Below are 19,749 nucleotides of genomic sequence, written 5' to 3'. Positions count from 1 at the left end.
CGGCCCGGCCCGGGGGGGCCCCTACCGCCGTGGCGCCCCCCGTGACCTCACGGGGCGCTCCTCGGCGTTCAGGGGACGGCTCGGCGCCGTCGGGGGCTCAGCGCGAGCGCTTCGCCAGGCGTTCCACGTCCAGCAGGATCACCGCACGGGCCTCCAGCCGCAGCCAGCCCCGGCCGGCGAAGTCGGCCAGCGCCTTGTTGACCGTCTCGCGGGACGCGCCGACGAGCTGGGCCAACTCCTCCTGGGTGAGGTCGTGCACCACGTGGATGCCCTCCTCGGACTGCACGCCGAACCGGCGGGACAGGTCGAGCAGGGCGCGGGCGACCCGGCCGGGCACATCGGAGAAGACCAGGTCGGACATCTGGTCGTTGGTCTTGCGCAGGCGCCGGGCGACGGCGCGCAGCAGTGCGGCGGCCACCTCGGGGCGGGCGTTCAGCCAGGGCTGGAGGTCGCCGTGGCCGAGGCCGAGCAGCTTGACCTCGGTCAGCGCGGTGGCGGTGGCCGTGCGCGGTCCGGGGTCGAACAGCGACAGCTCGCCGATCAGCTCGCCGGGGCCGAGTACCGCCAGCATGTTCTCCCGGCCGTCCGGGGACGTCCGGTGGAGCTTCACCTTGCCCTCGGTGACCACGTACAGGCGGTCCCCGGGGTCGCCCTCGTGGAAGAGGGCGTCACCACGCGCGAGGGTCACCTCACTCATGGAGGCGCGCAGCTCCGCGGCCTGCTCGTCATCGAGCGCCGCGAAGAGCGGGGCGCGCCGCAGAACGTCGTCCACGAGTTCTCTCCTTGTCGACCTGACTCAGGGGTCCGTGCTCCCCATCTTGCCGGACGGTCCAAACAGTGTGATCAGTCACAAGTCTGCCGTACGTACGTCCCGCACAGTGCCCGTGGGGGCCAATTGGGGGCCGATCCTCCAGGTCCCGGGCGGGTGTCGGTGCCGGGCTTTAGGCTGGCCGAGTGTCCAAAACGCCGGTGAGAGCACAGGCCAAGGGGGCTGCGCAGGTGGCCGCACGAGGGGATTCCGCTGTGGGCGAACAATCGTCCGGGCTTGCCGCAAATGCGGCAAAACGGTCGAGGGGTTCAGGGGTTCGGGGTGCTGCGGCGACCGCCGGGCCCGGTGCCGCGGGGAGGGCCGCCGGGTCGGCCGGGAAGGCTGCCGGGGGGCAGCGGTCCGAGTCCCGTACCGCCCTCGTCCGACGGGCCCGGCGGATCAACCGGGAGCTCGCCGAGGTCTACCCGTACGCGCATCCGGAGCTGGACTTCGAGGACAGCTTCCAGCTCCTGGTGGCCACCGTCCTGTCCGCGCAGACGACGGACCTGAGGGTCAACCAGACCACCCCGGCGCTCTTCGCCGCCTATCCGAAGCCCGAGGACCTCGCCACCGCCGACCCCGAACGGGTGGAGGAGCTGATCCGCCCCACCGGGTTCTTCCGGGCCAAGACCAGGTCGATCATCGGCCTGGCCGCCGCCCTGCGGGACGAACACGACGGGGAGGTCCCCGGCACCCTGGAGGAGCTGGTCAAGCTGCCCGGGGTCGGCCGCAAGACCGCGTTCGTGGTGCTGGGCAACGCCTTCGGGCGGCCCGGGATCACGGTGGACACCCACTTCGGGCGGCTGGTGCGACGCTGGAAGTGGACGGAGGAGACCGACCCGGACAAGGTCGAGGCCGCGGTCGGCGCGCTCTTCCCGAAGAGCGACTGGACCATGCTGTCGCACCGGGTGATCTTCCACGGCCGCCGCATCTGCCATGCGCGCAAGCCCGCCTGCGGTGCCTGTCCGATCGCCCCGCTGTGCCCCGCGTACGGGGAGGGCGAGACCGACCCGGACAAGGCCGAGAAGCTGCTCAAGTACGAGAAGGGCGGCTACCCGGGGCAGCGGTTGAACCCGCCGCGGTCCTACCTGGAGGCGGGCGGTCGGCCCGCGCCCCCGCTGGGCGCGGCCACCGGGACGGCCACCGGCGCGGACGCCGGGAAGGCCGGATGACGCGCTCCGCACCCGCCGGGGCCCGCCCGGATGTCCGGGGCGCCCGGGGCTTTTGGGGCGGCCGGGACCGCGGGGGCGCCCGCGCTCGGCGCGTCGGGCCGGAACGATACGGGGGCGGACGCGCGTTGTGTCCACAGGGACGGGGGTGTCGATGACACACACGGGCAGCAACGGCAGTGGCGGTGGCAGTGGTGCCGGCACCGGCAGGACCGGTGGCGGGGTCGGCGCGGAACGCGCGGGCGTAGCAGCGGGCACCGACGACCGCCCCGGCCCGGGAGGGGGCCCGGGCCCGGTCGAGGTCAGCAGTGGCGGACTGCCGCCCTGGCTCGCCCCCGTGGCCCTGGCCGCCGAGACCGTCCAGCCCCCGCAACTCAGCCGCTTCCTCCCCCCGGCGGACGGCGCGGGCCGCCAGTCCGCCGTCCTGGTCCTCTTCGGCGAGGGCGAGCGCGGCCCCGAACTGCTGCTGATGGAACGCGCCGGCTCGTTGCGCTCCCACGCCGGCCAGCCCGCCTTCCCGGGCGGTGCGCTCGACCCCGCCGACGGCGATCCGCAGGGGGACGGCCCAGTGCGGGCCGCACTGCGGGAGGCGTGGGAGGAGACGGGGCTCGATCCCGAGGGGGTGCAGATCTTCGGCGTGCTGCCCAAGCTCTACATCCCCGTCAGCCAGTTCGTCGTCACCCCCGTCCTCGGCTGGTGGCGCGAGCCCAGCCCGGTCGGGGTGGTCGACCCGGCCGAGACCGCCCGGGTGTTCACGGTTCCCGTGGCGGACCTGACGGACCCCGCGAAGCGGGCCACCGCCGTCCACCCGATGGGCCACACCGGTCCCGCGTTCCTCGTGGAGCGGGCCCTGGTGTGGGGCTTCACCGCCGGAGTCATCGACCGGCTGCTGCACTTCGCCGGCTGGGAGCGCCCCTGGGACCCGTCCCGGCAGGTCCCCCTCGACTGGCGTGCGTGAAACAGTGGGCGACCGGACGGGGACCACGGTGGACGGCGAGGCAAGGCGAGGCGTGGAACGGTGAATGTGCTGGACATCCTGCTGTTGGTGGCAGCCGTGTGGTTCGCCGTCGTCGGCTACCGACAGGGCTTCGTCGTCGGCATCCTGTCGGTGATCGGATTCCTCGGCGGCGGCCTGGTCGCCGTCTACCTGCTCCCGGTCGTCTGGGACAGCACCACGGACGACGCCGAGGTCGGGACGACCGCGGCCATCGTCGCAGTGGTGATCGTCATCGTCTGCGCCTCCGTCGGGCAGGCGTTCACCACCCACCTGGGCAACCGGCTGCGCCGCCACATCACCTGGTCGCCCGCGCGGGCCCTCGACGCCACCGGCGGCGCCCTCGTCAACGTCGTCGCGATGCTGCTGGTGGCCTGGCTGATCGGGTCCGCCCTGGCCGGGACGACGATGCCCACCGTCGGCAAGGAGGTGCGCAGCTCCAAGGTGCTCCTCGGGATCTCCCGGGCGCTGCCCGAGCAGGCCGACACCTGGTTCGCCGACTTCTCGTCCGTGCTCGCGCAGAACGGCTTCCCGCAGGTCTTCAGCCCCTTCGCCAACGAGCCCATCAACGAGGTCAAGCCGCCCGATCCGGCGCTCGCCGACAGTGCGGTCGCCGCCCATGCGAAGCGCTCCATCGTGAAGGTCCTGGGCACCGCGCAGAGCTGCAACAAGGTCCTCGAAGGCACCGGCTTCGTCTTCGCCGAGCGGCGGGTCATGACCAATGCGCACGTGGTCGGCGGGGTCGAGGAGCCCACCGTCCAGATAGGCGGAGAGGGCCGGCTCTACGACGCCAAGGTCGTGCTCTACGACTGGGAGCGGGACATCGCCGTGCTCGACGTGCCCCAGCTGAAGGCCCCCGCACTCCAGTTCGTCACGGACCGGGAGGCGAAGAGCGGGGCGGGGGCGATCGTCGCGGGCTTCCCCGAGAACGGGGCGTACGACGTGCAGGAGGCCCGCGTCCGGGCCAGGATCACCGCGAACGGGCCCGACATCTACCACCGGGGCACCGTCCACCGCGATGTGTACTCGCTGTACGCGACGGTGCGTCAGGGCAACTCGGGGGGACCCCTGCTGACGCCCGACGGACGGGTCTACGGAGTGATCTTCGCCAAGTCCCTGGACGATCCCGACACGGGGTACGCCCTGACCGCCGACGAGGTCCGCGAGGACGTCGAGGCGGGCCGGAAGGCCAACCAGCAGGTGGACAGCCAGGGCTGCGCCCTGTAGTCCGCAGCCGGGCGGGAGCTACCTGCGGGAGGCGCCGGTCAGGGGCGGGGATGGCGGAGCCGGGCGGACACCCAGCGGGCGCGGCGGCGCAGGATGCGCGGGATGCCGATGGCCCGTCCGCCGGGGCTCTCGCCCACCCGGCGCGTACCGCTCCGTTGGAGGGACCCCGGTCCGGAACCCGAGCGGCCCTCGCGTGCTGCGTCACTGTGGTCGTGCGTCCAGCCCATAACCGACGTGTGCCCTGTGCCCAAGGTCGGTAACCGCCCCGCGCGCCCCCAATTGGCCTATGCGCGCGGCAATTGGCTGTGCGTCTTCGGCGCCGCTCAGCGGTCCGGCTCGGGGTCCTTCAACCAGTTGACCAACTCGGTGGAGAACGCCACCGGGTCCTCCTCGTGCGGGAAGTGCCCGACCCCGTCGAACAGCCGCCACCGGTAGGGCGCCTCCACGTACTGTCCCGAACCCGCGGCGCTGCGCGTGCGCATGATCGGATCGAGGGAACCGTGCAGGTGCAGCGTCGGCACCCGCACCGGCCGCTTCATCCGACGGTTGAACTGGAAGCCGTCCGGCCGGGCGAGCGAGCGCACCATCCACCGGTACGGCTCGATCGAGCAGTGCGCGGTGGAGGGGATGCACATCGCCCGCTGGTACGCGTCCACCACCGGGTCGGGGAACGCGTCGATCCGGGGCCCGGACCAGTCCCGGATCAGACGCCCCACCAGGGCCCCGTCATCGGCGACCAGCTGACGTTCCGGTAGCCAGGGCCGTTGGAAGCCCCACACGCTGGAGCCGGCCGCGGTCTGCCGGACGTCCGACAGCATCGCCGAACGCCAGCGCCGCGGGTGCGGCATCGAGGACACGGCGAGTCGCCGGACCAGCTTGGGCCGCATCACCGCGGCCGTCCAGGCCAGATAGCCGCCGAGGTCGTGCCCGACGAGGGCCGCGTCGTGCTCCCCGAGGGAGCGGACCACCCCGGTGATGTCCAGGGCGAGGTTCGCCGGGTCGTAACCGCGCGGGGTGCGGTCGCTGCCGCCGACCCCGCGCAGGTCCATCGCCACGGCCCGGAACCCGGCGTCGGCGAGCGCGACCAGCTGGTGCCGCCAGGCCCACCAGAACTGGGGGAACCCGTGGAGCAACAGGACCAGCGGCCCCTCGCCGAGCTCCGCGACGTGGAAGCGCGCCCCGTTGGCGGCGACGTCGCGATGCGTCCAGGGGCCCTCGATCCGTACGGGCGAGGGCGGCTGCGCCGAGGGGGTGGCCGGGTCGGTCATGAGGACGAGCGTGCCACAAGCTCGGGCGTGTCGAGGAACTCGTCGTCCTTGGCCAACGGACGCGGGTGGGGCTTGGCGTGCTGGAGCACGGCGGCCGTCTGCTTGGCCGAAGCGGCCACTTTCTGCGGGCCCTTGCCCTTCTTCGCCTTCTTGGCGAACGCCACGCCGATCAGGCCGAGGACCACGGCGACCAGGACGTTCGCGGCGAACGACAGCAGGAAGCAGACGGAGAGGTGCCAGCCGCTCCACGCCTGGATGCCGTACGCCAGCGCGAAGCTCAGCATCGGCAGTGAGAACAGCAGCACGGTGCCGGCCGCGGCGAACGCGCCGCCGCTGAACGCGCCGCGCTTGACGTCCTGGCGCAGCTGGGCCTTGGCCAGCGCGATCTCGTCGTGCACCAGCGCCGACATCTCGCTGGTGGCGCTGGCCACCAAGGTGCCGAGGCTGCGGTCGGCGCCCACGGGGGCCTCCGGTGCGCTCATCGCGTACTCCCTCTGTTGCGGTGTGTCCGTCGTTCCGGTGCGTCCGTCTGGTCCGGCCGGTGCTCCGGAGCAGTGGTGGTCCGGGGCCGCCGGGCGCCGCCGCCCGACGGGGCGACGATGACGCTTTGATGTCAGATCATGCCGGACTGTCGCCCCCGTCGCCTGCCCCGGCCATCACTTTCGCGAGCCTGCGGTGTTCGGCGGCCTTCCGTTCGTGGATCTCGGCCATCCTCAGGTGGTACTCCGGGTTGTCCTGCTCGTAGACGTCGGGGATGCCGTCGAGGTCGTCGTCGCGCTCCTCGTCGGCCCACAGCCGCTGGTACGTGCGGTTGCGGATCTTCAGCAGCACACCGGCGAGCAGGGCCGCGATCAGGGAACCGGTCAGGACGGCCGCCTTGACCTCGGCGGTGAGGGCGGGGTCGTCGGCGAACGCCAGCTCGCCGATCAGCAGCGAGACGGTGAAGCCGATGCCGGCGAGCGTCGCCACCGCGAACACGTCGGGCCAGGCGAGTTCCTCGCTGAGGGAGGCCCGGGTGAAACGGGCGGTGAGCCAGGTGCCGCCGAAGATGCCCAGGGCCTTGCCGAGCACCAGCCCGAGCGCGACGCCGAGCGTCTCGGGCTGGGTGAAGACCTCGGCGAGCGCCCCGCCGGAGATCGGCACGCCGGCGCTGAACAGCGCGAACAGCGGTACGGCGAGACCCGCCGAGATCGGGCGCACCAGGTGTTCGATGTGTTCGCCCGGGGAGTGGGCCTCGCCCTCGCGCCGGGTGCAGCGCAGCATCAGGCCCATGGCGACCCCGGCGACGGTGGCGTGGACGCCGCTGTTGTACATCAGGCCCCAGATGACCAGGCCCAGCGGTACGTACACGTACCAACCGCGGACGCCCTTGCGCAGCAGCAGCCAGAAGACGACGAGTCCCAGGAACGCGCCGGCCAGGGCCGCGAAGTCCAGTTCGCTGGTGAAGAAGATCGCGATGATCAGGATGGCGAACAGGTCGTCGACGACGGCGAGCGTCAGCAGGAACGCGCGCAGCGCGGACGGCAGCGAGGTGCCGATGACGGCGAGGACCGCGAGCGCGAAGGCGATGTCCGTGGCGGTGGGCACCGCCCAGCCGGTGAGGGAGCCGCCGCCGCTGAGGTTGGTGACGACGTACACGAGGGCCGGGACGGCCATGCCGCACAGGGCGGCGACCACGGGGAGGACGGCGGCCTTGGGGTCGCGCAGGTCCCCGGCGACGAGTTCGCGTTTCAGTTCGATGCCGGCGACGAAGAAGAAGATCGCGAGGAGCCCGTCGGCGGCCCAGTGCTGGACCGACAGGTCGAGGCCGAGGGCGGCGGGTCCGAAGTGGAAGTCGCGCACCGCCTCGTAGCTGTCCCGCAGGGGGGTGTTCACCCACACCAGGGCGGTGACCGCGGCGACGAGGAGCAGGACGCCGCCGACGGTTTCGGTGCGCAGGGCCTCCGCGACGAAGTTCCGCTCGGGCAGGGAGAGGCGTCCGAGGAAGGTGCGGGGGGAACGGGGCGCGGCCACGGGTGAGGACCTCCGGGTCGTGTTCGGCGAGCACGGCCAACGGGTCGCTGACTGCGCTGCCGACCAGACTTCCCGGCGCACCTGTAGTTCTCGCGGCGTCGAGGCGACCGGGACGGACCCGGTCGGTCGGTTCGGGGTGGACCCCGACGGCGGGCACGGCACCACCGCGGTGCGGTGGTCCGGTTCGCCGATTCTTGACGTGACCTTGACGCGACGGACAGCTTACCCGGTGGTGCGACGGGCGTCATGGATGATCTTCACTCTACGCAGGAAAGGGGCGTCCGGCGCGCGACGCGGTGCGTGCGCGGACCGGACGCCCCTTTCGGGCGCTCAGGGTGCCGGGGGTGTTCAGTCCTCGCTGGACGCGGCCGGCAGCTTGGTCTGGATGAGGTCCATGACCGAGGAGTCGGTCAGCGTGGTGACGTCACCCAGCTCCCGGTTCTCCGCGACGTCGCGTAGCAGCCGCCGCATGATCTTGCCGGAGCGGGTCTTGGGCAGTTCGGCCACCGGCAGGACGCGCTTCGGCTTGGCGATCGGACCGAGGGTCCGGCCCACGTGGTTGCGCAGGTCGGCGACGAGGTTCTCGTCGTCGGCGTCGGCGCTGCCGCGCAGGATCACGAAGGCGACGATGGCCTGACCCGTCGTCTCGTCCGCCGCGCCGACGACCGCCGCCTCGGCCACCGACGGGTGGGAGACCAGCGCGGACTCGACCTCGGTGGTGGAGATGTTGTGCCCGGACACGAGCATCACGTCGTCCACCCGGCCGAGCAGCCAGATGTCGCCGTCCTCGTCCTTCTTGGCGCCGTCGCCCGCGAAGTACCGGCCCTCGAAGCGGGACCAGTAGGTGTCGAGGAAGCGCTGGTCGTCGCCCCAGATGGTGCGCAGCATCGACGGCCACGGCTCGGTGAGGACCAGGTAGCCGCCGCCCCCGTCGGGAACCTCGCGGGCCTCGTCGTCCACGACGGTCGCGGAGATGCCCGGCAGGGCTCGCTGCGCGGAGCCCGGCTTGGTCTCCGTGACGCCGGGCAGCGGCGCGATCATCATGGCGCCGGTCTCGGTCTGCCACCAGGTGTCGACGATCGGACAGCGGTCGCCGCCGATGTGCTTGCGGTACCAGATCCATGCCTCGGGGTTGATCGGCTCGCCGACCGACCCGAGCACCCGCAGGCTGCTCAGGTCGAACTTGGCCGGGATGTCGTCGCCCCACTTCATGAAGGTGCGGATCGCGGTCGGCGCGGTGTACAGGATCGTCACGCCGTACTTCTGGACGATCTCCCAGAACCGGCCCTGGTGCGGGGTGTCCGGGGTGCCCTCGTACATGACCTGGGTGGCGCCGTTCGCGAGCGGGCCGTAGGTGATGTACGAGTGGCCGGTGACCCAGCCGATGTCGGCCGTGCACCAGTAGACGTCGGTCTCCGGCTTGAGGTCGAACACGGCGTGGTGCGTGTACGCGGCCTGGGTGAGGTAGCCGCCGGAGGTGTGCAGGATGCCCTTGGGCTTCCCGGTGGTGCCCGAGGTGTAGAGGATGAACAACGGGTGCTCGGCGTCGAACGCCTCGGGGGTGTGCTCGGTGGACTGACGGGCGGTGATCTCGTGCCACCACACGTCGCGGCCCTCGGTCCAGGCGACGTCCTCACCGGTGCGGCGGACGACGAGGACCTTCTCGACTCCCTCGACCCGGCCGAGCGCGTCGTCGACGGCGGGCTTGAGGGCGGAGGGCTTGCCGCGGCGGTAGCCGCCGTCGGCGGTGATGACCACCTTGGCGCTGGCGTCCTGGATGCGGGCCGCGATGGCGTCGGCGGAGAAGCCGCCGAAGACCACGGAGTGCGCGGCGCCGATGCGGGCGCACGCGAGCATCGCGACGACCGCCTCGGGGATCATCGGCAGGTAGACGGCGACCCGGTCGCCCTTGGTGACGCCCAGTTCGGTGAGGGCGTGGGCGGCCTGCGAGACCTCGTCCTTGAGCTGGGCGTACGTCACGGCCCGGCCGTCACCCGGCTCGCCCTCGAAGTGGATGGCGACGCGGTCGCCGTTGCCGGCCTCCACATGGCGGTCGACGCAGTTGTAGGCGACGTTGAGCTTGCCGTCCTGGAACCACTTGGCGAACGGGGGGTTCGACCAGTCGAGCGTCTCGGTGGGCTCGGTCGCCCAGTTCAGCCGGCGGGCCTGCTCGGCCCAGAAGCCGAGCCTGTCAGCCTTGGCCTGCTCGTACGCCTCCGCGGTCACGTTGGCGTGTGCTGCCAGCTCGGCGGGAGGCACGAATCTGCGGTCTTCTCGCAGCAGATTGGCCAGGCTTTCGTTGCTCACGACTTCTCCCTTTCCCAGGAGGTCCGGTCCGCTGTGTCCCGCGCCACAGCTCACCAGAAGCAACGGCCGCTGACAAGGGCTGGCCGAAAATTGGTTTAGACCTGTGTGACGTATGTCGCGGTTGGGTGGACGGTGTGTGCCCAGGGTGCCGGTCAGGTGTGGGGGGCGGGGGCGCGGCGGTTGGCCGGGGGGTCCTCCACGGCGGTGACCTGGGTGAACGTGGCCTCCGGCTCGTCCAGGAGATAGGACTGGGCCTCGCCGACGTGGAAGTACATCCCGTGCAGGTCGAGGGGTCGGCGCGCGAGCCGTCGGGCGACGGACGGGTGTTCCCTTAGGTGGGCGAGCTGTTGCAGCACATTGGTGAGGCAGAGCTGTTCGACGGCGTCGACGGGTGGGCGCCAGGAGAGGCGGGGCGGTGCGGCGGCGGGGGTGCGCATCCGCTCCAGGCTGGGCAGGCCGTGCCGGAGCCAGCGGCGCAGCGGTGTCGGCTCCGTACTCGTACTCGTATCCGTATCCGTGTTTGTTCCGTCGGCTTCGGTGGACAGGAGTGCCTGCATCGCCCCGCATCCGGAGTGTCCGCACACGGTGATCGAGCGGACCTCCAGCACGTCGACGGCGTACTCGATGGCCGCCGCCACGGAGTCGTCGCCGCGTTGGGCGCCGGGGCGGGGTACCAGATTGCCGACGTTGCGGACGACGAACAGGTCGCCCGGCCGGCTGGACGTGATCATCGACGTGACGAGTCGGGAGTCGGCGCAGGCGAGGAAGAGTTGGGAGGGGCGTTGTCCCTCGCGGGCGAGCCTCGCCAGCTCTCCCCGTACCAGGGGGGCCGTATGGCGTTGGAACGCGCTGATGCCGCTGGCGAGGGGGTGCCCGGCGTGCGGTCCGCGGGGCGGGTGGGCGCAGGCGGTGTGCCCGGACTCGTCGTCGACGTGAGCGGTGTGGGGGGTGTGGGGGGTGTGAGGGGCGTGGGCGGGGTGGGGGCAGGCTGGCATGTCCCGTCTCCTCCGGGGCGGCGCGGTCGCGGACAGGGGCCCCCGGTCCCACGGAGGGCGGAGGCGGGCTCGCGGTCGTGGGGTCACGGCGTTGCAGCGGCGGGATGACTCAACTGTTGGTAAATGGATCGTCATCCAGAGTAAAGAGACGTGCCGAACATTTGCCTTAGGGATCGCAAATAATCACCTAGGTGAGTGAATAGGCATTTTTATCGGCTTGTCATACAAATGTATTGACGTTCCCGTGCGACGTTGGCGGCGCCCAGATTTGTCGTACAGGAAGAAGGTGGGCGGATGGCCGCCACCCAGAGGATCGCCGCGGGCCTGGCCGTGACCGCGACCTGCGCCATGGCCCTGTCCGGCTGCGGCGACCCCGACAGCGCCGGAGCCCGGAAGACCGGTTCGGGGGAGAAGAAGGCGTCCGCGGCCCCCGCGCCCAGGAACGCGGTCAAGCTGATCGGCGATGGGTCCACCGCCTTCACCGGCCCCCAACCGAAGCTCCCGCGCCCCGAACGGTTGAAGCCCGGTCAACGCCCGCCGCAGTTCGTCGTCTTCTCCTGGGACGGTGCGGGCGAGGACAGTCAGCGACTGTTCTCGCACTTCCGGAAGGTGTCGAAGGCCAACAACGCCACGATGACGTACTTCCTCAGTGGCGTGTACATGCTCCCGGAGGAGAAGCGGAAACTATACGACCCGCCGCAGCACAACACGGGCAGCTCCGACATCGGCTTCAACGACGTCCAGGGCATCAAGGACACCGTCGACCAACTCCGGGGCGCCTGGCTGGAGGGCAACGAGGTCGGCACCCACTTCAACGGCCACTTCTGCGGCAGCAGCGGCGGTGTCGGACAGTGGTCGGTCGACGAGTGGAAGAGCGAGATCGCGCAGGCCAAGTCCTTCGTGACGAACTGGAAGACCAACACCGGTCTCAAGGGGGCCGATCCGCTGCCCTTCGACTACGACAAGGAACTCATCGGCGCCCGCACCCCCTGCCTCGAAGGGCAGAAGAACTTCATGAAGGCCGCCCGTGAACTGGGCTTCCGCTACGACACCAGCGGCGTCAACGACCAGGTCTGGCCGAAGAAGAAGGAAGGACTGTGGGACCTGTCCATGCAACTCGTCCCCGTTCCCGGCCGCTCCTTCGAGACGTTGACCATGGACTACAACTTCATGGTCAACCAGTCCGGTACGACCTCGCAGGGCGACCCGTCGATGCACGAGTACTGGGGGGACCAGATGCGCGACGGCCTCCTCCAGGGCTTCGACCGGGCCTACGAGGGCAATCGGGCGCCGCTGATCATCGGCAACCACTTCGAGTCCTGGAACGGCGGCACCTACATGCGCGCCATCGAGGAGACCATCGAGTCGGTGTGCACCAAGAAGGACGTGCGGTGCGTGTCCTTCCGGCAACTCACCGACTGGCTCGACGCCCAGGACCCGGGCACCCTCGACAAGCTGCGCACCCTGAAGGTCGGTCAGGCCCCCAAGGGCGGCTGGGCGTCCCACCTCTCGGCCCGACCCGCACCGGCGCCCAAGGGCGTGCCCGGGGCGCCGGCCACCGGCGAACGCTGACGCCCCGGGCGGGCCGCCCCTGCGGGAGGCCCGCCCCCGGCCGTGCGGTCGACGGCCTCAGACGGGCTGGGGCGCGTCGATCGACTGCTCGCGCAGCACGAAGGCGGGATCGACCTGGGTGGCCAGGTCGATCCCCGTGCGTTCGTTGCCCCAGGACTTGGCGTTGCGCAGGTGGAACTGGACCGTCTGGCGGGTGTAGCGCTCCCAGTCGCGGGTGCCGTAGGTCGCGTCGGCGGCCTTCTGGAGTGCGTGCAGGGCGGCGCGGTTGACGTCCTCCAGGAGCTCGAACCGCGGCGGGCGCCCCTTCTCCATGGACCGCACCCAGTCCGAGTGCCCCACGGTCACCAGCAGGTCGTCGCCGACCTCCTGGTGCAGGAAGTCGATGTCGTCGGGGCCCTGCACCTTGTTGCCGATGACGTGCAGCGCGACCCCGAAGTCACGTGCGTACTCCTTGTACTGGCGGTAGACGGAGACCCCCTTGCGGGTCGGCTCCGCGACCAGGAACGTCATGTCGAAGCGGGTGAACATGCCCGAGGCGAAGGAGTCGGACCCCGCGGTCATGTCGACCACCACGTACTCGTCGCGACCGTCGACCAGGTGATTCAGGCACAGCTCCACCGCGCCCGTCTTGGAGTGGTAGCAGGCGACTCCGAGGTCGGCCTCCGTGAACGGCCCGGTGACCATCAAACGGACGGTGGAGCCGTCGAGTTCCACCGGGTGGGCGCAGGCGTCGTACACCGGGTTGTTCTCCCGGACCCGCAGCAGTCGCGAGCCCTCGCCGGGGGGCGTGGTCTTCACCATGGTGTCGGCGGAGGCGATGCGCGGGTTCGAGCCGCGCAGGTAGTCCTTGATCATCGGCAGCCGCGCGCCCATGGCGGGCAGCCGGGCCGAGGTCTCGTCGTCGAGGCCGAGGGCGGCCCCCAGGTGCTGGTTGATGTCCGCGTCGATCGCGATGACCGGCGCGCCGGTCGCGGCGAGATGCCGGACGAAGAGCGACGACAGGGTGGTCTTGCCGCTGCCGCCCTTCCCAACGAAAGCAGTTTTCATGTTCAGTAAGCTTAGTGGGCTCCCCTCGGCCGGACCGGGCCGGACGTGAAGAAGACCACTCCTTCGTGGGGCGGCGGCACGGGGTGCGTAGGGTCGTACCCATGAGTACGTCAGGTGCGCAGGTCGATCCGCTCGTCGCCCTCGGGGAGCTGCCCCGGGTGGCCGAATCCGTGGCGGCCGTGCGCAAGGCGGTGGACCGCGTCTACGGGCACCGCGTCATGCGCAGGCGGAGCAACGAGGTCACCTCGGAGGCGGCACTGCGCGGAGCCCGTGGTTCCGCCGCGCTCGCCGGGGCCGACTGGGCGTTGGAAGAGGTGCGCCGGCGCAGTGACTTCGGTGTGGACGACGAGTCCCGCGCGGTGGGTGCCGCCCTGAGGTTGGGCGCCGAGGCCGGCCAACTCCTCTCCGTCTGGCGGCAGTCCCCGTTGCGGGTGCTGGCCAGGCTGCACCTGGTGGCCGCCGCCCGGCAGGACGGGGCGGTGGGGCGTCCGCGGCTGTCGGGCGAGCCGGTGGACGAGCCGCTGATCGAGCTGCCGTTGCCGGGTGCCGACGAGGTGGCCGCGCGGCTCGACGGGCTCGCGGGGCTGATCGTCGCGGGCGGTTCGGCGCCGGCCCTGGTCACCGCGGCCGTGGTGCACGGCGAGCTGCTGGCGGTGCGGCCCTTCGGTTCGTACAACGGGCTCGTCGCACGGGCGGCCGAGCGGATCGTCCTGGTGGGCAGCGGGTTGGACCCGAAGGCCGTCTGCCCGGCCGAGGTGGGGCACGCGGAGCAGGGGCGGGCGTCCTACGCGGCGGCGCTCGCGGGGTACGCGTCGGGCACTCCGGAGGGGGTGGCCGAGTGGATCGCCCACTGCGGCCGTTCGGTGGAGCTGGGGGTACGGGAGTCGACGGCGGTCTGCGAGGCGTTGCAGCGCGGGGCCGCCTGACGCGGTGCGCCGGCCTGATGCGGCGGTCGGCTGGTGCCGTGAGCTGCTGGTGCGGTGCGGTGCGGTGCGGTGCGGTGCGGGTGCGCGGCGGCGTCGTCGCGCCGGCGGGGTGTGAACGGGCTGCCCTGAACGGGGTTGCGGCGGTACGAGGATCCGTACCGCCGCTGGCATGTCCACCCGGTTACCAAGCGTCCTCGAAGTGTTGCCCATCAGGTCGGGTGCTTCGCCCGTCACCTGGTGCGGCTGGCCCGTATTCGACGGGTCGACGTCGCGTGGGTGCCCGGTTTCCATGCTCGGTCCGTGGGGCCACGGTTGCTGTCTTCGGGTGATCCTCTCGGATGCCCTTGGTCTCGCGGGCCGTTGACTCCTTTGTACTCCTGTCCGCAGGGAAGCGGAACCCCTCGCCCCACTTCTTTACCTTTACCCCTAAAAGGTGCGGAAGTGGACATGTTGTGGGGCGGTCGGGGCGAGCGCGGGGGCGCTTCGTTCAGGCGACCGGTGTGCGGCGCCTGCTGGCGTACCAGACGAGTCCGGCCGCCGCGGCGGCACCGACGGCCGCGGCGGCGACCAGGGCGGGGCGCGGCGGGACCCGCAGTGCGGGGATGCGCTGTTTGAGCCGCACCGGACGGTGGAAGTCGAGGATCGGCCAGCTGCGCGCGACCGCCTCGCGGCGCAGCGCCCGGTCCGGGTTCACCGCGTGCGGATGGCCGACCGCCTCCAGCATCGGCAGATCGGTGATGGAGTCGCTGTACGCGTAACAGCGGGCCAGGTCGTACCCCTCGGTCGCGGCCAGCTCCCGGATCGCCTCGGCCTTGGTCGGGCCGTAGGCGTAGTACTCCACCTCCCCGGTGAAGCAGCCGTCCTCGCCGACGACCATCCGGGTGGCCACGACCCGGTCGGCGCCGAGCAACTCCCCGATGGGCTCCACCACTTCGGCGCCGGACGTCGAGACGATCACGACGTCCCGCCCGGCCGTGTGGTGTTCCTCGATCAGGGACGCCGCCTCGTCGTAGATGATCGGGTCGATGAGGTCGTGCAGCGTCTCGGCGACGATCTCCTGCACCTGTCGTACGTTCCAGCCCCGGCAGAGCGCGGACAGGTATTCGCGCATGCGTTCCATCTGGTCGTGATCGGCGCCGCCGGCGAGGAACACGAACTGCGTGTACGCGGTGCGCAGCACGTCCCGCCGGTTGATCAGGCCACCGTGATAGAACGACTTGCTGAAGGTGAGCGTGCTCGACTTCGCAATGACCGTCTTGTCCAGGTCAAAGAAGGCAGCTGTGCGGGGCAACGAGTGGTTTTCCACGGCTTGAGCATAGGCGCCCACCATTCGGCGTAAGCCGGGGCGTGTGGGTTTGCCTGCGAGGGCCTTCGGGTACACCATGGAAGTCACGGATCGTTCGCGACCGTGCTAACCCGGCCCGACTCCTCCCCCCCCGAGTCGGCCGTGGGGACGACCCCCGCTCTCCCCCCCGGCGGGGGTCGTCGCATGTCCGGACCGGTTTGGTCCCCTTTCTCCCGTGGCTCGATGACCTTCTCGCCGCTGCGCCGGCTCCGACGCCTCGGTCTCACGCTCCCCCATGCCGTCACTCAGAGTGACGAGAGGGCTGCGCTGTGGGGGTCAGGTCGCCGCCGTCGCTGTCACTGATTTGGGTGATGAAGTTATTCACAGGGGCGGCCTTGTCCACGGTATTTGACCAAGATCCACACGTTTTCCGGGATCCGCGCATCGTGATTCCCACGCGGTCGACCACGGAGTTCCCACGGTTCGCTATGGCGCGGTCCACATGGCCGGATTCTGACGGCCGTGCGTATCGCGGAGAACGGAACTCCACGTTCGGGATTCACGGACCCCCGGGGTCCGGTGGGCCCCGGGCGGGCGCCGAGCAAGGGAGCGCGTGCAGGGGCACGCAGGTCGCGTCCGGCGTGCACCGGGCGTACGGAACGAGGGGCTGGGATCGGAATGGACGGCACGGGGAAGAACGGGGCGGGACCCGTATACGGATCGGGGGCCGAGTACGGGTCGGGGACGGCCCCGGGGGCGGAACCGGCGTACGGGGCGGGGCGCGGGTCGGGGGAGGTGGGGCGTTCCTCCGGTGAGGGGCTGGCCCGGGCGGCTCCGGTGCGCCGGGTCACACCGGTGCCCGCAGCGGACCCGGCGGGGCGATCACGTGACCCCGGAGGCCCGTTGGTGCTCACCGAGGATCCGGCCCTCCTCGACGACCTGCTGCGGCTGTGCGCCGCGGCGGGCGCCCGCGCCGAGGTGAGGCCCGGCCCGCCGGAGCCCGCCCGTTGGGACTCCGCCCCGCTGGTCCTCGTGGGGCCCGACGCCGTCCCCCGGCTGCGGGCCACCACCCGCAGGCGCCACGTGGTGCTGGTGAGCCGGGCGCCCGCCGACCCCGAGCGGTGGCGGCACGCGGTCGAGATCGGCGCGGACCACGCACTCGTGCTGCCGGACGGCGAGGAATGGCTGGTCGACCGGATCGCCGACGTCGCCGAAGGAGCGGACCGGCCCGCCCTGACGGTCGGCGTGCTCGGCGGCAGCGGTGGCGTCGGCGCCTCCACGCTCGCCTGCGCCCTCGCGGTGACCTCGGCCCGGGCCGGCCGCCGCACCCTGCTGGTCGACGCCGACCCGCTCGGCGGAGGGCTGGACGTCGCGCTCGGCGGGGAGGACGTCGACGGCTTGCGCTGGCCGGCCTTCGCGGGCTCCCGGGGCCGGGTCGGCGGCGCCGCGTTGGAGGAGGCACTGCCCGCGCTGCACGGGGTGCGGGTCCTCAGCTGGGACCGGGGTGAGCCCGTCCCGGTGCCGCCCCCCGCCGTGCGCGCGGTGCTGGCCGCCGCCCGCCGCCGGGGCGGGGTCGTCGTGGTGGACCTGCCGCGCCGGGTCGACGGCGTCTCGGCCCAGGCCCTCGCCCAAGTGGACGTCGGACTCCTGGTGGTGGCCGGCGGCCTGCGCGCGGTGGCGGCGGCGGGCCGGGTGGCGGCGGCCGTCCGCCCGGTGCTGCGGGACCTGAGGTTGGTCGTCCCGGCCGGCCGACCGGAGCGCGGCGGTCCCGACGGCCCGGGCACGGCCCGTCTGTTGGGACTGCCGTACGCGGGTGAACTCCCGCGCGAGGCCGGGCTGTCGACCGCTCAGGAGGACGGACGGCCGCCGGGCCACGACCCCCGGAGCCCGCTCGCCCGGTTCTGCACCGCGTTCTGGGAACGGGCAGCGCCCGGCGACGGCTCGTCCAGCGGCTCGTCCACCGGCGCGGACGGCGGCGCGGACAGTGGTGCGGACGGAGCGGGCGGATGAGCACGGTGGTCGGTGAGCGCCTGCTCGACGGCGTACGGCAGTGGCTCGCCCGCAGCGGGCTCGACGCCACCCCCGCGCACGTCGCCGAGGCCCTGCGCGCTCAGTCCGTGGTCCTCGGGGACGCCGAGGTGCTCGGCACCACCGAGCAGCTGCGGTCCGAACTCGTCGGCACCGGCCCCCTGGACCCGCTGCTCGCCGACCCGGCGGTCACCGACGTCCTGGTGTCCGCACCCGACCGGGTCTGGGCCGACCGGGGGCGCGGCCTCCAACTCACCGGGATCGGTTTCCCCGACGCGGCGGCCGTCCGGCGGCTCGCCCAACGGCTGGCCGCGGCGGCCGGGCGGCGCCTCGACGACGCCCGCCCCTGGGTCGACGCCCGGCTGCCCGACGGCACCCGGCTGCACGCGGTGCTGCCGCCCGTCGCGGTCGGCTCGACCTGTCTCTCGCTCCGGGTGGCCCGGCCGAGGGCGTTCACACTGGCCGAACTGGCGGCGGCCGGGACGGTGCCGCCCGGCGGCGACCGGGTGCTGCGGGCCCTGTTGGACGCCCGGCTGTCGTACCTGGTGAGCGGCGGCACGGGCACCGGCAAGACCACCCTGCTGAGTACGTTGCTCGGTCTGGTCCCCCCGGACGAACGCATCGTCCTCGCCGAGGACTCCGCGGAGCTGCGCCCCGACCACCCGCACGTGGTGCGACTGGAGGCCCGCCCGGCGAACCAGGAGGGCGCGGGGCTGGTGACCCTCCAGGACCTCGTCCGCCAGGCCCTGCGGATGCGGCCCGACCGGCTCGTCGTCGGTGAGGTGCGCGGCGGCGAGGTGCTGGACCTGCTCGCCGCGCTCAACACCGGCCACGAGGGCGGTTCGGGCACGGTGCACGCCAACACGGCCGCCGACGTGCCCGCCCGGATGGAGGCCCTGGCCTCGGCGGCGGGGCTCGGCCGCCCCGCGCTGCACAGTCAACTCGCGGCAGCCGTGGCGGTGGTGCTCCACCTGGTGCGCGACCGGCGGGGACATCGGCGGATCGCCGAGGTGAGCGTCCTCGGACGGGACCCCTCGGGGCTCGTAATGACGGCTCCCGCACTCCGGTGGGCGCCCCAGGGGTTCGCCCGTGAGCGAGGGTGGCCCCGGCTGCGGGAGCTGCTGGGGGAGTCCCGGTGAGCGGGGCCGGGGCGACGGCCCCCGGAGCGTTCGGCACGGCGGTCCTGGTGTGGGTGGCCGTGGTGTGCGCGGGTGGCGCGGTCCTCACGGCACGGGACCGGCGGACGGTGCGGGTGCGGCGGTCACGGGCGCTCGTGCCCGCCCCGGCGCCCGGTGGGATCGGGGTGGCCTTCCCCGGCGCTGGACGGAGTGCTGTCGTCGGTCGTGTCGTGCACGGCACGGGCGGACCGGTGGTGGCCCGGTTGCGCGGGCTCGTCGGACCCGAGGCATGGGTCCTGGCCGCAGGGGCAGTGGTCGCCCTCGCCGGTGAGTCACCCGTACCGCTGCTACTGGCTGCCCTGTCGGTGCCCGTGGTGCGCCGGGCCCTGCGCGAACGCGCCCGGCGGGTGGCCGGGGAGCGGCGTGCCGACGAGGTGATCGCCCTGTGCGGGGCGCTGGTCGGCGAGGTGCGGGCGGGACGGCAACCGGGGGAGGCGTTGGCGGCTCTGGCGGGGGGACCCGACGGCGGGCTCGGCATGGCGGCGGAGCGGGTGCTCGCCGCGGCGAGGTTCGGCGGGGACGTGCCGGGTGCACTGGGTGCCGCCGCACGGGAACCGGGCGGCGAGGGACTGCGGGGGCTCGCCGCCTGCTGGCGGGTGGCGGTGGACCAGGGCGCCGGGCTCGCCGCGGGGCTGGAACGGGTGGAGGCGGCCCTCCGCGCCGAGCGGGACCTGCGGGGCGATCTGCGGGCGGGGTGCGCGGCGGCGCGGGCCACCGCCGTGATGCTCGCCGGACTCCCCCTGGTGGGGCTGGTGCTCGGCTGGGCGCTGGGTGCCGATCCGCTGCGGGTGCTGCTGCACACCGCGGGCGGACTGGGGTGCCTGGCGGTGGGCGGGGCGTTGGAGGCGGCGGGGCTGTGGTGGGCGCTGCGGATCGTGCGCAGCGCCGGGGCGTGACGGCTGCGCGGTCGGGTGGATCGAGTGGTGAGGGAG

The 19,749-nt window shown here is 72.4% G+C and carries 16 protein-coding genes and 1 pseudogene; 8 read left to right on the top strand and 9 right to left on the bottom strand.

Annotated features, from left to right (window positions below):
• Positions 1-97: 97 nt before the first annotated feature.
• On the bottom strand, positions 98-772 hold the full coding sequence (locus ACFV88_RS00715; RefSeq protein WP_006382668.1) for a Crp/Fnr family transcriptional regulator: 675 nt from the start codon (positions 770-772) through the stop codon (positions 98-100).
• Positions 773-1,023: 251 nt separating this feature from the next.
• Here ACFV88_RS00715 and nth point away from each other — a divergent pair, with 251 nt between their 5' ends.
• The 3 genes from nth (at position 1,024) to ACFV88_RS00700 (ending at position 4,198) form a co-directional block, all read left to right on the top strand.
• Positions 1,024-1,980 carry an endonuclease III gene (nth, locus tag ACFV88_RS00710; protein ID WP_385484363.1) on the top strand — a complete coding sequence of 319 codons (957 nt, stop codon included), beginning with the start codon at positions 1,024-1,026 and terminating at the stop codon, positions 1,978-1,980.
• A gap of 151 nt (positions 1,981-2,131) precedes the next feature.
• Positions 2,132-2,935 carry an NUDIX hydrolase gene (locus ACFV88_RS00705; protein ID WP_385484360.1) on the top strand — a complete coding sequence of 268 codons (804 nt, stop codon included), beginning with the start codon at positions 2,132-2,134 and terminating at the stop codon, positions 2,933-2,935.
• 60 nt (positions 2,936-2,995) lie between these two features.
• The gene (locus ACFV88_RS00700; protein ID WP_385484357.1) at positions 2,996-4,198 is read left to right on the top strand and encodes a MarP family serine protease; all 1,203 of its coding nucleotides are present in this window, start codon (positions 2,996-2,998) and stop codon (positions 4,196-4,198) included.
• Positions 4,199-4,236: 38 nt separating this feature from the next.
• Here the strand turns inward: ACFV88_RS00700 and ACFV88_RS00695 are convergent, their stop codons facing one another.
• The 6 genes and pseudogenes from ACFV88_RS00695 to ACFV88_RS00670 form a co-directional block, all read right to left on the bottom strand.
• Positions 4,237-4,425 carry a hypothetical protein gene (locus ACFV88_RS00695; RefSeq protein ID WP_385484354.1) on the bottom strand — a complete coding sequence of 63 codons (189 nt, stop codon included), beginning with the start codon at positions 4,423-4,425 and terminating at the stop codon, positions 4,237-4,239.
• 96 nt (positions 4,426-4,521) lie between these two features.
• A complete protein-coding gene (locus ACFV88_RS00690; protein WP_385484351.1) occupies positions 4,522-5,466 on the bottom strand; it encodes an alpha/beta fold hydrolase in 945 nt (314 codons plus the stop codon).
• Positions 5,463-5,948, bottom strand: coding sequence for a phage holin family protein (locus ACFV88_RS00685; protein WP_385484348.1), 486 nt, complete (start codon positions 5,946-5,948; stop codon positions 5,463-5,465). Before ACFV88_RS00685 ends, ACFV88_RS00690 begins: the two co-directional genes overlap by 4 nt.
• Positions 5,949-6,084: 136 nt before the next feature.
• Complete coding sequence (gene nhaA / locus ACFV88_RS00680; protein WP_385484345.1) at positions 6,085-7,479, bottom strand: Na+/H+ antiporter NhaA; 1,395 nt, start codon at positions 7,477-7,479, stop codon at positions 6,085-6,087.
• 348 nt (positions 7,480-7,827) lie between these two features.
• Positions 7,828-9,786 (bottom strand): acetate--CoA ligase, encoded by a 1,959-nt coding sequence (acs, locus tag ACFV88_RS00675; protein ID WP_385484343.1) that lies wholly within the window; start codon positions 9,784-9,786, stop codon positions 7,828-7,830.
• Between the two features lie 152 nt (positions 9,787-9,938).
• A pseudogene (locus ACFV88_RS00670) lies at positions 9,939-10,763 on the bottom strand (carbonic anhydrase); the annotation flags it as partial.
• A 312-nt stretch (positions 10,764-11,075) separates the two neighbouring features.
• On the opposite strand from ACFV88_RS00670, the gene ACFV88_RS00665 reads away from it, so the two are divergent.
• Positions 11,076-12,353 (top strand): hypothetical protein, encoded by a 1,278-nt coding sequence (locus ACFV88_RS00665; RefSeq protein ID WP_385484340.1) that lies wholly within the window; start codon positions 11,076-11,078, stop codon positions 12,351-12,353.
• A 57-nt stretch (positions 12,354-12,410) separates the two neighbouring features.
• On the opposite strand, the gene ACFV88_RS00660 is transcribed toward ACFV88_RS00665, so the two are convergent.
• Positions 12,411-13,400, bottom strand: coding sequence for an ATP-binding protein (locus ACFV88_RS00660; protein ID WP_385484338.1), 990 nt, complete (start codon positions 13,398-13,400; stop codon positions 12,411-12,413).
• A gap of 101 nt (positions 13,401-13,501) precedes the next feature.
• On the opposite strand from ACFV88_RS00660, the gene ACFV88_RS00655 reads away from it, so the two are divergent.
• Positions 13,502-14,326 (top strand): oxidoreductase, encoded by an 825-nt coding sequence (locus ACFV88_RS00655; RefSeq protein ID WP_385484335.1) that lies wholly within the window; start codon positions 13,502-13,504, stop codon positions 14,324-14,326.
• 487 nt (positions 14,327-14,813) lie between these two features.
• Here ACFV88_RS00655 and ACFV88_RS00650 read toward each other — a convergent pair whose 3' ends face one another.
• Positions 14,814-15,656 (bottom strand): HAD family hydrolase, encoded by an 843-nt coding sequence (locus tag ACFV88_RS00650; RefSeq protein ID WP_385484333.1) that lies wholly within the window; start codon positions 15,654-15,656, stop codon positions 14,814-14,816.
• Positions 15,657-16,289: 633 nt separating this feature from the next.
• Between ACFV88_RS00650 and ssd the strand changes: the two genes are divergently transcribed.
• From ssd to ACFV88_RS00635, 3 genes are read left to right on the top strand one after another with little or no spacing between them, the layout of a single operon-like run.
• Entirely contained in the window at positions 16,290-17,621 is a 1,332-nt protein-coding gene (gene ssd / locus ACFV88_RS00645; protein WP_385484330.1) for a septum site-determining protein Ssd, read from the top strand.
• The gene (locus tag ACFV88_RS00640) at positions 17,618-18,778 is read left to right on the top strand and encodes a TadA family conjugal transfer-associated ATPase (protein ID WP_385484327.1); all 1,161 of its coding nucleotides are present in this window, start codon (positions 17,618-17,620) and stop codon (positions 18,776-18,778) included. The genes ssd and ACFV88_RS00640 overlap by 4 nt, the downstream gene beginning before the upstream one ends.
• Positions 18,775-19,713: a type II secretion system F family protein gene (locus tag ACFV88_RS00635; protein WP_385484325.1), complete on the top strand. Its 939-nt coding sequence runs from the start codon at positions 18,775-18,777 to the stop codon at positions 19,711-19,713. The genes ACFV88_RS00640 and ACFV88_RS00635 overlap by 4 nt, the downstream gene beginning before the upstream one ends.
• The last annotated feature ends 36 nt before the right edge of the window (positions 19,714-19,749 follow it).

The organism is Streptomyces sp. NPDC059816, assembly GCF_042732055.1.
Lineage (GTDB): Bacteria > Actinomycetota > Actinomycetes > Streptomycetales > Streptomycetaceae > Streptomyces.
This window is presented reverse-complemented; position numbering and strand designations above follow the sequence as displayed.